The 13,676-nt window shown below is 48.4% G+C and carries 9 protein-coding genes; 2 read left to right on the forward strand and 7 right to left on the reverse strand.

Translation table 11 applies throughout. The features are described from left to right. Window positions 1–3: 3 nt before the first annotated feature. Window positions 4–1,005, forward strand: coding sequence for an ester cyclase (locus Q0698_RS00610; RefSeq protein WP_298632715.1), 1,002 nt, complete (start codon window positions 4–6; stop codon window positions 1,003–1,005). A gap of 151 nt (window positions 1,006–1,156) precedes the next feature. Here Q0698_RS00610 and Q0698_RS00615 read toward each other — a convergent pair whose 3' ends face one another. From Q0698_RS00615 to Q0698_RS00640, 6 genes are all read right to left on the reverse strand, one after another. Beyond that, entirely contained in the window at window positions 1,157–1,684 is a 528-nt protein-coding gene (locus Q0698_RS00615; RefSeq protein ID WP_298632717.1) for a hypothetical protein, read from the reverse strand. A gap of 42 nt (window positions 1,685–1,726) precedes the next feature. Further along, window positions 1,727–3,244 carry a hypothetical protein gene (locus Q0698_RS00620; protein ID WP_298632719.1) on the reverse strand — a complete coding sequence of 506 codons (1,518 nt, stop codon included), beginning with the start codon at window positions 3,242–3,244 and terminating at the stop codon, window positions 1,727–1,729. Between the two features lie 66 nt (window positions 3,245–3,310). Continuing rightward, entirely contained in the window at window positions 3,311–4,285 is a 975-nt protein-coding gene (locus Q0698_RS00625; protein WP_298632721.1) for a mechanosensitive ion channel domain-containing protein, read from the reverse strand. A gap of 125 nt (window positions 4,286–4,410) precedes the next feature. After that, window positions 4,411–6,432, reverse strand: coding sequence for a PKD domain-containing protein (locus Q0698_RS00630; RefSeq protein WP_298632723.1), 2,022 nt, complete (start codon window positions 6,430–6,432; stop codon window positions 4,411–4,413). A gap of 287 nt (window positions 6,433–6,719) precedes the next feature. After that, a complete protein-coding gene (locus Q0698_RS00635; RefSeq protein WP_298632724.1) occupies window positions 6,720–8,681 on the reverse strand; it encodes an amidohydrolase family protein in 1,962 nt (653 codons plus the stop codon). A gap of 61 nt (window positions 8,682–8,742) precedes the next feature. Further along, complete coding sequence (locus Q0698_RS00640; protein ID WP_298632726.1) at window positions 8,743–10,104, reverse strand: APC family permease; 1,362 nt, start codon at window positions 10,102–10,104, stop codon at window positions 8,743–8,745. Window positions 10,105–10,187: 83 nt separating this feature from the next. On the opposite strand from Q0698_RS00640, the gene speB reads away from it, so the two are divergent. Then, entirely contained in the window at window positions 10,188–11,129 is a 942-nt protein-coding gene (gene speB, locus Q0698_RS00645; protein ID WP_298632727.1) for an agmatinase, read from the forward strand. Between the two features lie 202 nt (window positions 11,130–11,331). Here speB and Q0698_RS00650 read toward each other — a convergent pair whose 3' ends face one another. Further along, the gene (locus Q0698_RS00650; protein ID WP_298632728.1) at window positions 11,332–13,656 is read right to left on the reverse strand and encodes a TonB-dependent receptor; all 2,325 of its coding nucleotides are present in this window, start codon (window positions 13,654–13,656) and stop codon (window positions 11,332–11,334) included. Between the last annotated feature and the right edge of the window lie 20 nt (window positions 13,657–13,676).

Here is a 13,676-nt window from a genome sequence, read left to right on the forward strand (position 1 = left end):
ATTATGAACCGTGAACTTCTCAAAGTTGCCATCCAACCGCTCAGAGACGCTGGCTACAACGGCGGGGTAGCAGAATTACATGGCGCAATAGACGAAGTATTCCATCACTCCGCTCTACTGCAACTTGCTTTCCCATTTGAGACGTTGCCCGACATTGCTGCGTTAAAGCAAGTGTACACTGACCTTTATGCAGCTATTCCGGACCTCGAACGTCGTGACACGATTGTCATGGCTGGCGAGAATAGCGATGGCAGTCAATGGGTGGGTTGCTGCGGATACTATTGCGGCAGCTTTGAAGCGGACTGGTTAGACATCCCCGCCACCGGGCACATGGTGTCCATGCGCTTTCACGAATTCTATCGCATCAGTGAAGGGAAAGTTACCGAGCTTCAGGCGCTGTGGGATATTCCCGAAGTCATGATACAGGCTAACGCTTGGCCGATGTCTCCTAGTTTAGGTCGAGAGTGGCACGTACCTGGCCCAGCAACTCAGGATGGCCTCACTATTACTAACCATTCTGACACGCACGCCGATGAATCTGCCACCTCGGTGCTAAATATGTGCAACGCGCTGGGCAATTACGCTACAGGTGGCGTAGAGGCCATGCGCCTTAATGACTACTGGCATAAGCGCTGTAGCTGGTATGGCCCAGCTGGAATTGGCACCGCGCGGAACATCCAAAATTTCCGTAATTGGCACCAGATTCCCTTCCTTAATGGCTTACCCGATAGAGTTGGCGATGCTGCCAAGGGCTATCTGTTAGGTGATGGTGACTACGTGGGCTTTACGGCCTGGCCGGGGATGTTCATGAGCGTCAGCGGCGATGGCTGGCTTGGTATTGCACCGTCAGGACAAAAAATTACCATGAGAAGTCTGGATTTCTGGCGCTGTGAAGGCGAGCTAATCCGTGAAAATTGGGTCTTAGTGGACATCCTTCACGTTTACCACCAGCTTGGTGTGGACGTGTTCAAACGCCTACGTGAATTCAACAAGGCACGTCGCTAGTTAGACGAGGGGCGGCCTAGCGCTCTTCTCGAGCGCTGACTAGCCCCTTAGCTTAGGTGCCTTCAAGATGAGACACTCTAGCGGCTTCGATTGAGACCGTCCTTCCGGACGTGTCCTTGCTGCGAATCCCTCTATTAGCCACTAAGATCAGCTACTCGAGCTTGGCCTCAACGGCAGAAAGTATCTGATTAATTTGCTCCTCTGATAGCTCCGCTCGCTCAATTAAACGAACAATTAAATCCGCCTCACTACCGTGATTTTCCTCGTCAATCATTACGACCTTGTGCTCAAACACATTGTCGTCAGAGCCCTCTTCGAGCCACACCAATTCACGAACCTCATGGCGCTCGCCGTCGACTTCAATGTTGATATCTAGCTCCAACTTGCCCATCTCCGACGCTAATCTTCCAAGCTCTCTTCCCAGCACCGTTTGCAGCGATGGAGGTAAGTCTGCTATGAGCGCATCGCGTCCCTCTTGCGTCGCCACCATTTCTGGGTTGAAAACCAATTCCGCCGTCTCACCGTTTACCTCTAGATTGAGGTGAATTTCTCTCGTATCGGCCGAGGAGTCGGCACGCTCCTCAACTTCAATGGTTATCTCCTGCGATTGAGACACCTCAGCGTGGCTAGCTAGTGTCAGCGAGATCAATGTCGCCGATAATAATGCTGCTAATTTCATTTTTAACTCCTCTCGGTATTTTTTATTGTTATGGCCGTCAGATTAATCGTACTTGGCCGCTTCACCCTGTGCTGGCAGGGAGTTGATAATGAACTGCCTGAGGTCTTCATTAGATAACTCAAGGTCCTCGCGGCGCAGATACATCATATGGCCACTTTCATAGCCAGCGAAACTCATCCTGTCGCGCATACGACCACTTGGGTCTAATTGCCACATAGTATACTTAGCGTCGAAATAATTCGTTGCACCGTCGTAGTAGCCAGATTGAATTAACACATTAAGATATGGATTCTGCGCCATGGCCTGACGGAGGTCCTCGCCCGCTTGGTTGCCCTCTCGGTTCCAAGGGTGTACTGGGCCAAACATGTTGTATTTAACATCAGTCTTGTAGCCCAATTCCTCGCGGAGATAGTAATTAATTGCCGGCGTGAAAGAATGCAGCCAACTAGTTAGCTCGGCCCAATAGTCCGGTCTATCACCTGCCAAGCGTCGGTCTATACCCTTGTAGCGAGAGTCCAAACGACCAACTGTAAACCCTTCATCTCGAAGTAGTGACTTCCAAAATACGCTATTGGCGATATCTAGGTTATTCTGCTGTACCTCTAGCTCACTTAAACCTGAATAGGCCGCAACCTGAGCCGCGACTTCGTCGCGCTCATCGTCAGCTAAGAAGGCTCCCTTAGCTAGCGCAGGGAGATACTGATTCACGGCATAGGCTTCAACCTCTTCCAGGTAGTCCAGCAGTGCAAGGCTCTGATAACGCTCCTCAAGCTGTTGGTGATACCAAGCCGTGGCGGCAAAATATGGTAGTCGGTTGGCCACTTCAACAGGGCCATTTCGCTCAATACCAATATCCGTTGGTGAAACAAGAATTACGCCATTGAGATACATCCATTCGCTGTTTTGCAGCGCAAGCGCCAATCCGGAAACACGAGTTGTTCCGTAACTCTCTCCAATCAAGAACTTAGGGGAACGCCAACGATCTTTGCGAGTCACAAACGTTTCGACCCATCCCGCAAGATAATTAATGTCCTCATTGACACCAAAGAACATACCTTGCTGTTCTTCTCGACTTGGCATGGAGCCATCGGCTTTCGGCAATACGCGCGAAAATCCAGTGTTAACTGGATTAACAAAAACGATATCGGCCACATCGAGGACTGAGAACGGGTTTTCTTGCACTCCGTAAGGCTGAACTGGATAGCCTTCCTCGTCAATGTTAAGAACCTTCGGTCCGGTATAGGCGACATGCATCCAAACCGAAGCCGAACCAGGCCCACCGTTAAAAGAGATCAATAACGGGCGGTTTGGATCATCACCCACATCAGTGCGCCGGTAGTAAGTGTAAAAGAGTGTTGCCGTCGGATGTCCACTGTCGTCAAAGACTGGCTGAGTTCCAACTTCCGCAGTGTAGCGAATACGTTCGCCATTTATGCGAATTCGGTGCTCCGAGATTGATGAGCTCTCTGCATCGATTAAAGCCGCAGCGGCGACTTCAGCGTGACTCATTGAGACACTAAAAAGCAAAGTAATAACTAACGAAGGTAATAGCTTTAACACGTTTTTTACTCCAATCAACATACTCTAAGCGCCGCGATGGTAGACTCACGACACACCAGCACCGAATTAACCTTTGCTGAAATGAACATCCATCTGCGGAAATGGAATAGTAATATTATTATCATCCAACGCTCGCTTCACTTCCTCGATGACTTCAAAGCGGGCAATCCAATAGTCCGCAGTGTTAACCCATGGACGAACGACAAGATTAACCGAACTATCGGCGAGTTCTGAGACAGCGACTAACGGTTCCGGATCGTCCAGAACATGCTCGTTAGCTTGCAAAGTGTCCATGATAACCGATTTTGCCAGTCGCATATCTGAGTCATAACTAATTCCAATCACAATATCTACTCGTCGCGTTGGCAGCGCCGAATAATTAGTAATCTCACTCGCATAGACGGTCGAGTTAGGTAAGATAATCACTTTATTATCCGTCGTCACGAGTTTAGTGGAAAATAATTCGATGTTCTTGACTACTCCCTCAATACCCGCTGCGCCGATAAAGTCACCGGAACGAAAAGGTTTAAGAACAATAATCATGACACCCGATGAAAAGTTCGAAAGAGAGTCCTTTAGTGCAAGACCAACTGCTAAGCCGGCGGCACCTAGAACCGCTACTAGCGACGTTGTCTCTACACCAATTTTATTCAGGGTTGCGACCATTACCGCACCAATAATAGTAATTTGAATAATTTTAGCGACGAACCCGCTTACCGCAGCATCAACACCGGTCTTCTGCATACGCGTATCTATTTGGCGACGAACGAGGCCGGCAAGATAAATACCAACGCTAAAAATTATCAGCGCAAAGATCGTCTTAAGACTTACCTCCAGAATTAGATCATGATGATCTTGAAACCATGTTGTTACATCCGTTACAACTGCTTCGGCTTCGGTCGTTACTTCGGTTACAACTTCTTCAGCTTTGTCCGTTACTTCGGTGACAACGTCTTCAGCTTTGGTCGTTACTTCCGTCACAACTGCTTCAGCTTTGGTCGTTACTTTCGTCACAACTGCTGCAGCTTTGGTCATGTCCATTATCTCTTCCTCGTTAGTTTTGGTTAATAACGATTCTATCTAGGGATCTAGTATTATTTTAATACAAAAAAGGGGCGGCTCACGCCACCCCTTTAAACCTAGCACAATGTCTTAAAGATCAGCTATTAAAAATCTACCGCCAGAGTGTTGGAACAAACTGAATTACCCACTTGACATATTTGGTAGCTAAACGAGGTTCCGTTAACGCCAGTATCCGTATCTTTGTAGTTGCCGTCGTTGGCTGTTCTCGCCAGAAGATTGCCATCTCGATAGATCTCAACATTCGCTCCAATAGCACCAGACCAATTTAGCTGAACAGCCAATCGACCTCGACGAAGGCTTTGCGACCGGATACTTGCCGAGATTTCACCGCCTCCAGTAGCCTCTGAAACAGTAATCTGCTCAACCGAAGAAGCGGAAGCACCGTCGTTATCTTCGACCATCAAGCTTACGGTATAGTCACCCGCTGACGCATAGCTATGCGAAGGGTTCTGCTGCGAAGACGAGGTGCCATCGCCGAAGTCCCAACTCCAAGTCACAAGGCTACCGTCTGAATCAGAGCTCGTGTCGGTGAAGGACACGTTTAACTGATCAACCGATGAACTGAATCCTGCCACAGGCGAATTGTTACTTGGTGGATTACCCACCAAAGCCATGCGGACGTTATCCACTTCGATGGTTCCGGATTCGGCAATAATATAGCTATAGACCGTCCAAATACCTGCTGCCGAAGTTGAGTAATGGGTATAATCCGTCCATTCCGAAGTCAGCGCAAAGCTAGCTTCTTGGAATGTTGAAGGATCATCATCGTGAGTGTAAATTTCCTGACCCTGGAAATGTGTGGATATCTTGGCAATCGCCCCAGGTGTGACGGCTCTCATAGATAGCGTGAACGAGTAGGTTTCTCCGCCAACAGTCGCTCCAGGTAGTTGATCACCGGTTGCATCGATAGGTTGATGGACTTCCTCTCCCTGCTCTAAACGAAGATAGTAACTACCATCCGCAGCTTGCGATACATCTTGAATACGCTCTACACCGCCATCGAAATAGCGCCAGCCGAAGCCTCCAAAGGGCGCGATATGCTCAAAGCTGCCATTGGCAACATCCCCACCGCGGCCAAAACCATCAATAAAATCATTAGGCTGGATTCGACTCCAAGCGGGGTTGATGGTTTCTAAATGATCCACCAACATGTGAGCTTCGCCCGAGTGCTCCCATTGAGAGCCGTGAAACTGCTCCCAGAGCCAGGAGTATTTCAGCGCTGAAAGATTTCCTCCCACCTCAGCAACCACTTCGTCGACGTAGTTGGCGGGCTCATTTAAATCCCAACCATAGGCATTCATTAGAACAATATGGACAGCGTCACCATAGACTGAACGTAAATTGGAAATAACGGTTTTATAGCGACTTTTAATCTTATTAACCCGAGCACCAACATCATTAGCGCCCGCGTTCACCACAATAATGTGTGGATCAAAGCCGCTGCGATAGTTCGGATCTTGATTGTAGTAGTCTTCGGAGAAGATAAATGAGGTCACATCGTTGTCCTGACCACCATCAAGCTTAGCTCCACCCACCGCGGCTAGATGCATCTCAGCACCCAACATGCGGCTCACCATCGCTGGGAAGGCATAATAGGTACCTGAATCACCTGAATCTCGTTCACTGTAGTTCGAGGTGCCATCCATATTAGAGTCACCGAAGAACTCTATGCGCAGATCGGGACGTGCGGGTGGCGCTAGAATCGTGCCGTCTAAGTCGAAGCCGTAAACGGTTAGGTTAGTGTTGTAGAAGGTTTCCTTAAACAATTCTACCGTATGAATACCAGGGGACAACCCTTCAGCCAACACATACTCTGCGCGCTCTGGATCCATATACAAACGTTGATCTGACGGCACGCCATCAATAATCACACGAAATTGCTCTGTGCCATCTCCAGGGTCGAAGTCACCAGCCAGACGAGTACCGTCGAAGCGAATCTTGATACTAGAGCCTTGCCAACCTACCCATGGCTCAGAAGGATTATCGAAATTCCAGCGCCCGGTATATTGGATGTTGGGATTACTAGGATCAACGAACGCGGCAAGGCTCGGCATCGATAATGCAGCGAGCAATGAACAAGTCCCAATTGTTTTAAGCAGTTTCATATTATATTCCTTATGCGAAATGATGAGCCCGTGGTTATAGTTATTTATGAGGCTCGTGATCGCCAAAAGCTAATGCAAAATACGCCTAGACGATTGATTTATTCTGGGCTGATGTGATCACAATAGGCAAGGAGTTGATCAAAAAACAAACAAGATGGTTTTTCACCTCACCTTGAATTTATTTCAACGGCGAGGAAAATAAAGGGCTGTGCGGTATATTTTAAGTGATCAGCGGTTGCCGGCAAACTACTGTTTTAGCACCTTGCCGGCAATTTTCGGACAGTTAATTAGAAGACTTTTACCCCATTAATGTAAGTGGCGATGACTTCAGTTGTGCAGTAGCTGTCGTCATAATTCCTATCACAGGCATTATAGATTGGCTCTGCTGTTGATTCATCCTCGGCATCGAATGCCTCGGCAAGAGCTAATAGATCATTGTTCACAATAATGAAGTCAGCCTGCTTGCCCACTTCGAGAGAACCGGTTTCCTGCTGGTGCCGCATCGCTTTAGCGCCGTTAATGGTGTACGCATCTAAGATGTCCTTCATTGATAGACGCTCATCCGGATTCATGACCACCCACTGCCATTCGCTATCCTCATTAAGCGAGTTCTTGGCCACCCAATCCGCTCTCAGAAACGCCCCAACCATATTCGTGAACGGCCTAGGCCCCTGAAAGTCGACCGGTGCATCGCTTCCAAAGGACAGCGTGCCCCCTGCGCTGCGAATAGACTCTGCAGGGTAACTATCGCGCATATATTCACTCTCTTCGCGATAGAGATCATTTACATCATAGATATTTTCGACCTGAGAGATGTAGGGGATCACAGACTGATCATACGCCTGCCAAGGTGTGAACCAAGACGGTGTTGGCGTTGCGAAGACGCCAAGCTCTGCGAATCGATTAATATCCTTACTTTGTACAAGCTGCAAGTGGGAGATATTGTGCGGCAGCTGGCTATCGCGCTCTGAACGCGCTAATTCAACTGCATCGAGTGCAATGCTCACCGCTCGATCACCAATGGCATGGAAGTACATCACTAGACCTTCCTCATCCGCACGATTTACCAAACGATTTACTTCCGCAGGTTGGAGCTCAAGGTACCCACGAGCAATATCACTATGATCATCATATTGAGTGTCGCCGTTCGCAGTTATCTCTAGCGATTTATAGGGCTCGAATAGCGCAGCTGTCTGGGTGGGATACTCGATAACACCATCAACAAATAACTTAATCCCTTCAATCTTAAGCCGATCATCTGCGCCGAGTTCGTTCTGAGCGGCTCTGACATCTTGGATAAGCAGATCCAATTCGAGCTCTCCCGCTGCGTTAACATGGACATCTTTCTTGAGCCCGAAGAAAAGGCTAACTCGCGGTGCTAAATTGTGTGCTTCACTAAGTGCCGAATATACCGCAAAATCGCGCTCAGCTGACCAAGCCTCACTGATCGCAGTAATACCATTACTCAACAAGTAATGGTTGATATCGTCACCGCGCGCGATGAACTGTTCCGCTGTGGTAGTCTCATACCTAAAGAGATCCCAAGCCGCCTGGCTACGAAGCTGCCCCTTTGGCTGACCTTGTTCATTCAGTGGAATCAAGCCTTTGTATGCGGCAAGTTCGTTATTAAGGCTCGCCTCACTAATCACAACCGTTTCGCCGCGAAACGTGGCAGCATTGCTTAAGGCATAGTGATTTACCGCAAAGGCGTGGCCGTCATTACCAATAAGAATAATTTTATGCTTGTCGGACACATCATCTAGCCCCGTAGCAATATCTGGATAACCTCCCAAAAACATTGGGCTGTCCGCGCCATAACCATTAAATTGGCTCACCGTAATCCAGTCCCCCTCAGGAGGCACGCTAGGGTGTTCGGCTAAACATGATTGTAGCGTTGTCACCAATCCCGCTAAATCTAATTCATTCTGATCAGGTAGCGTACAAGTAGATTGTTCGAGGGCCAGAAGTGGATGAATATGACTGTCGTGAATACCTGGCATCAAAAATTGATGATTTAAATCAATACGCTCGGTTTGTTCTGAGACAAACGCGCTAACTTCTTCCTCGGTGCCTAACGCAAGAATCTTATCGCTCTTAATGGCCATTGCCGCCACAACGCGCTGGTCTGCATCAGCTGTGTAAATGGTGCCGTTGTAAACGTACTTATCCGCTATGGGTTGTTCTGGTGTGCATCCGGAAGTTAGAACAAGTATCGCTATGGATGACAGTAATCTAGACAGAGTCAGCATAAAATCCTCGCTAAGTCATTATTCTTTAAACAATTTACTATGATTTGAACCGTTTCGTTACTTACCCGCTTTCAGAAACACGAATAAATATCTCACCTACGATACATGTCACGACCACTCCCAAAAGCACCGCCCACTGTATGCCCTCACCGGGGACATACATAAAGAGGACTTTGGTGACTGCAAGCACTAACACACATGCGAGTCCGCAAAGTAACGCTACAGGGTATCCACCGGAGATTTTGAAGGGGCGTTCGCGTTCGCTGTCTACCCGTCGCAGCTTCAAAAATGCCATGAATAACCCCTGATAGGGCAACAAAAATATGACGGCACTAAACGCAAAAAGCGTCCAGAAAAGATCCTCATTATTCCCAGCCATGAAGCCGTAAAGTACCAGCAGGACGGTACTTACCAATCCCATGGCAATGGCTGCGCCAACCGGCGTTCCCTTCGATTTTGAACTAAAGGCAAAGAAGTTAGGCAACTCGCCACCTGCAGCCGCCTCCTGAGCGGCTCGGTTCGATCCCATGCCCCAGGTAACGCCGTTAGAAAAGAAGGTAAAGAGCGCCAGCACGCCTAGCAACATGACCAGTTCCTCGCCGAAAGCTAGGCCGCGGAAGAAGGCATTAAGCGTATCCACCAAGCCTTCTACTAGATTGATCTCACCACTTGGGATAGCGATGAGTACCGCGAGTGTGCCCAAAATATAAAAACCGATAATCAAGATCCCTGAAACGAAAATAGACCAGGGGACATCACGCTTTGGATTCTTCATCTCGGCGCTACTCGCGCTGATCAACTCAAATCCAAGCATGCCGTAGATGATAGCGGGTAAGTACTGCGAGCCTGAATCAATGCTAATTGCAAGACTATCCCAATTGATAGGATTCGCGATGGTGGTACCTTGAGCAAATTGCCAAGCTCCGAGAATCACCGCACTGAAGATCAGAATCTTAAAAATACCGCCGAGGTTTGGCACCCATTTACCGATATTCAGTGCGACACAATTACTCAACATGGCGATCCAGGTGAGCACAATGCCAATAGCTATTTGCCAGGTCAGCGAAAGGTCAGGCATGAAGAGTTGCGAAAATATCCCGGCAAACAGAATATAAATGGCGGGAATCCATACCGCGGTATTCACCCAGTAACACCAGGAGGCCCTTGAGGCCCAACGTTTTCCATACGCATCGCGAATCCAGGCGTAGATCCCACCCTGCTCGGGATAAGCACAGCCCATTTCGGCACAGATCAATGCAAAGGGAAGATAGAAGATTACGCCGAGTAGCACCCACCAAGTGAGACTAGACACCCCTACTGAAGCTGCCGCTGCAAGGGTATCAAGAAGTAGTATCGCAGAAACGGTGAATAGCACCATATCGCGTCGGCCAAGTGTTTTACGATAAACAATCGTTTCTGTCATTTGAGCTCCAAGCTGTATTAGACTAGTCATCAACTTGCTCATAGAGCATGAGTTATTAACTATCAATCTACACGGAGTGGACCATGAGTCATAGTGATAACAACGATTTTTTGACACAAGATTATTCCATGTACGCAAATCAATTCAGCTACCTCGGGTTTCCGATTAGCCGGAATTTAGCTTCTAGCGCAGATACCGTCATTATGGGCGTGCCCTATGACTTAGCCACATCCGGTCGAGCAGGAGCGCGAGGCGGACCTGCGGCAATCCGCCAAGCGAGTGGCAACCTAAAGTGGGAGGGGTTTCGCTGGCCTTGGCAGTTTGCCGTGGATGAGGTGCTCACGCCCATTGATTATGGTGACGTGGAATATTTCTTCGGTGACAGTGAGCACATGTTGGAACAGGTTGAAGCCACTGCCAGTAAGATTGTGAAGGCAGGCAAAACACTCATTTCCTTTGGCGGCGACCACTTTGTTACCCTACCCCTACTCCGTGCTCATGCGAAGCATCACGGCAAAGTCAGCCTCATTCACTTCGACGCCCACACCGACTCCTATAAGGAAGATGAGCGCTACTCGCATGGTTCGATGTTCTATCATGCGCCCAGAGAGGGACTAATCGATACCGAATCCTCTATCCAGATAGGCATTCGTACCAGCTATCATCGAGACGATCATGCCTTTGAAGTGATCGACGCCCATGCAGCGAATAACCTTTCGGTGGAAGAAATTGTCGCGAGAATTAAAGCGCGCGTTGGTGATAATAAGGTTTACCTCACCTTTGACATTGACTGTTTAGATCCCGCTTACGCACCAGGGACCGGCACGCCGGTAATTGGCGGTCTGACCACCAACAAAATCTTGCAGGTTTTGCAGGGATTGAAGGATATTAATCTGATTGGCTGCGACCTTGTTGAAGTATCACCCGCCTATGATCAGGCGGAAATTACCGCTTTAGCAGGGGCTACCATCGCCCTCCAATTCCTCTACATGATTGCCAGCAAGCGCGTTGATAGCCCACTTTGATAGCTTCGGTCTGGGGTATTTGCACTCCAGACTCTTGTCTTAGCCCTATCCCTAGTTCTACCCCTAGTCCAAGCCGACAAACTAGCAATGACGTTTAACGGTACCTGTCTTCACTTTTTCTAAGCACAAAAAAGGTAGCCCATCTCTGAGCTACCTTTCTCACGTTGTGAATACCTCAGCTAAGCTGAGGCGCCGGACAAGCTTAGTTGAACGACATGCCGAAGCTAACACCTATGGTACGTGGCTTTGATGGCCATACATACGCGTTAGGAAGGCCGTAACCGTACTCGTTGTTCGCGTCGGCGTTTTCCCAACCACGTTCGAAGTAAGTTTCGTCAGTAGCGTTCTCAACGAACAACGCAACGTTCCAGTCACTATTGCTATCGTAGCCTAGACGGAAGGCAACTTCTGTCCACGGCTGTACAGCAACTGATTCGAAGTTGTCAGGTCCACCAAACATTTCACTCTGGTAAATTACTTCGGTAGTGAAGAACATATCACCATCAGATAGCGGCTGCAGGTAAGTGACGATTGCCGAAGCACTTAGCTCTGGAGCGAATGGCAGCGAGTTGCCTTCACAACCAGCACAGGCGCCAACGTCTACCATGTCTTCGTCATCGGTAATCTCGGTACTCAAATAAGCACCCGATAGGAAGATATCCCAGTTTTCGCTAGGCAGATAACGTAAGTCCATTTCTAAACCGGCACCCGTCGCTTCACCGACGTTTGATACTTGAGTAGAACCATCGTCGAAGTAGGCGAGCTGAAGGTCATCATAGGTATAGGTAAACAACGCTACGTTGAACTGCATTGAGTTGTCTAGGAGACGAGTCTTCATACCCACTTCATAGCTCATCACTGTCTCAGGATCGAACTGCATTGGCACCGCTTCATCAGGGCGAAGTACGTACGGATTTTGAGTGTTATCAGAAATATCAAATCCGAATGTTGCGAAGCCACCAGACTTATAGCCCTTTGCAGCGTTTGCGTAGAGTGCTACGTCATCACTGATATCATAGTTCATTGCAACACGCGGGGTAAATTCACTCCACTCATCCTCATTGCTAAGCGCACCAAGTGTCATGAATTCGTAGTTGAAGTTGTTATATAAAGCACCGCCACTATCTAGCACCTGGTTACTCATCTTCTTTTTGTCTAGCGTATAGCGAGCACCGGCAGTTACATCAAGACGCTCGGACACTGAATAGGTCAAATCACCATAAACGGCGTAACCTGAGTTTTCGACATCGACATAACTTTGCTCAGCCTTGCCCATTACCTGATCCGCAGGGTCGATTTGCTCTCCCCAATAATCGGCGAAAGCTGGTGATGAACAATCAGTAACAGGACCTAGTGATGAATCAAAGTCACCAGAATCAGTCACCGCAATAGCACGACACAATGCATCTTCATCATAGATGTACTCGAAAAAGCCATCGATGTCTTCTTGGTATGCAGAAACACCCGCGAAACCAGACAGAGGACCATCACCGTCAAAGCTCAAGCGGAATTCTTGGCTGGTGTATTCTACGTCGTTCTTTTGACGGTAGTTGTTAACGAGCTCTGGACCTGCATCATAATCTTCTAGATAATCAAAATCGTAGGTCTTGTACGCAGTGATTGAGCTAAGCGTTAGCTCTTCGCTCAGGGCGAAATCTGCATGCAAGGTAATCAAATCAATTTCAGCTGTATCAAATCCTTCACCGCCTTTCAGGTCAACATTAACCTTGTCAGAAGGGAGACCGGCTTCTGGATCCCAGTATACTGATGGATCCTGGTCGCGACTTTCAGTCTGATACATGAGGGTAGCATCGACAAAGTCCCCTGCGTAACGCATTGCCAATCGAGCTGACTTGTTATCATGGAAACCTAGGTCATCACCGCCCTGCATGTTCTCAAGGTAGCCATCATTCTGCATTCCGTAAACACTGGCACGAAAAAAGAGATTGTCGGTTAACGGCTGGTTGATCGTGGCTGTACCTTCAAGGTGATTGTACTCAGCTAAAGTGAAGTCAACACTGGCTTCAAATTCATCGGTAGGCTTGTTGGTAATGATTTCGACCGCACCCGCGATTGCGTTACGACCGAATAGGGTTCCCTGAGGGCCTTTAACAACTTCGGCACGCGAGATATCGTAAAAAGACATCTGAACACCACCGGTACGACCGGCCCAGACACCATCTTGGAACACTGCAACCGATGGGTCACCACCAATACCGAAATCGTTAGTTACGACTCCACGCATTGCTAGCGCATCAGTAAAACTGTCCTCAGTACGACCGCTGAAACCTGGTGTAAAATCAACAAGACCACGAACATCCGTGATATTTGCCTTCTTCATGAAATCGCCACCAAAGGCTGACACTGCTACAGGAATATCCTGTAGGGTTTGCTCACGCTTTTGTGCCGTTACGAGTACTTCTTCAATTTCAGGCCCTTGTGTTTGCGATTGTGCGCCAGAGCTTAAGGCTACTGACCCAACAACAGCCAATACAGCAGCTGATAACTTATTATAATTAAACGTCATTTTACTTCCCTTCAACATTC

This window comes from uncultured Umboniibacter sp., assembly GCF_947497555.1.
GTDB lineage: Bacteria > Pseudomonadota > Gammaproteobacteria > Pseudomonadales > DSM-25080 > Umboniibacter.

What these genes read in the sequence shown, in the direction of transcription:
- Q0698_RS00635 (WP_298632724.1), bottom strand. Translation starts at nt 8,681, where the DNA reads ATGCTGACTCTGTCTAGATTACTGTCATCCATAGCGATACTTGTTCTA.
- Q0698_RS00640 (WP_298632726.1), bottom strand. Translation starts at nt 10,104, where the DNA reads ATGACAGAAACGATTGTTTATCGTAAAACACTTGGCCGACGCGATATG.
- speB (WP_298632727.1), top strand. Translation starts at nt 10,188, where the DNA reads ATGAGTCATAGTGATAACAACGATTTTTTGACACAAGATTATTCCATG.
- Q0698_RS00615 (WP_298632717.1), bottom strand. Translation starts at nt 1,684, where the DNA reads ATGAAATTAGCAGCATTATTATCGGCGACATTGATCTCGCTGACACTA.
- Q0698_RS00650 (WP_298632728.1), bottom strand. Translation starts at nt 13,656, where the DNA reads ATGACGTTTAATTATAATAAGTTATCAGCTGCTGTATTGGCTGTTGTT.
- Q0698_RS00625 (WP_298632721.1), bottom strand. Translation starts at nt 4,285, where the DNA reads ATGGACATGACCAAAGCTGCAGCAGTTGTGACGAAAGTAACGACCAAA.
- Q0698_RS00630 (WP_298632723.1), bottom strand. Translation starts at nt 6,432, where the DNA reads ATGAAACTGCTTAAAACAATTGGGACTTGTTCATTGCTCGCTGCATTA.
- Q0698_RS00610 (WP_298632715.1), top strand. Translation starts at nt 4, where the DNA reads ATGAACCGTGAACTTCTCAAAGTTGCCATCCAACCGCTCAGAGACGCT.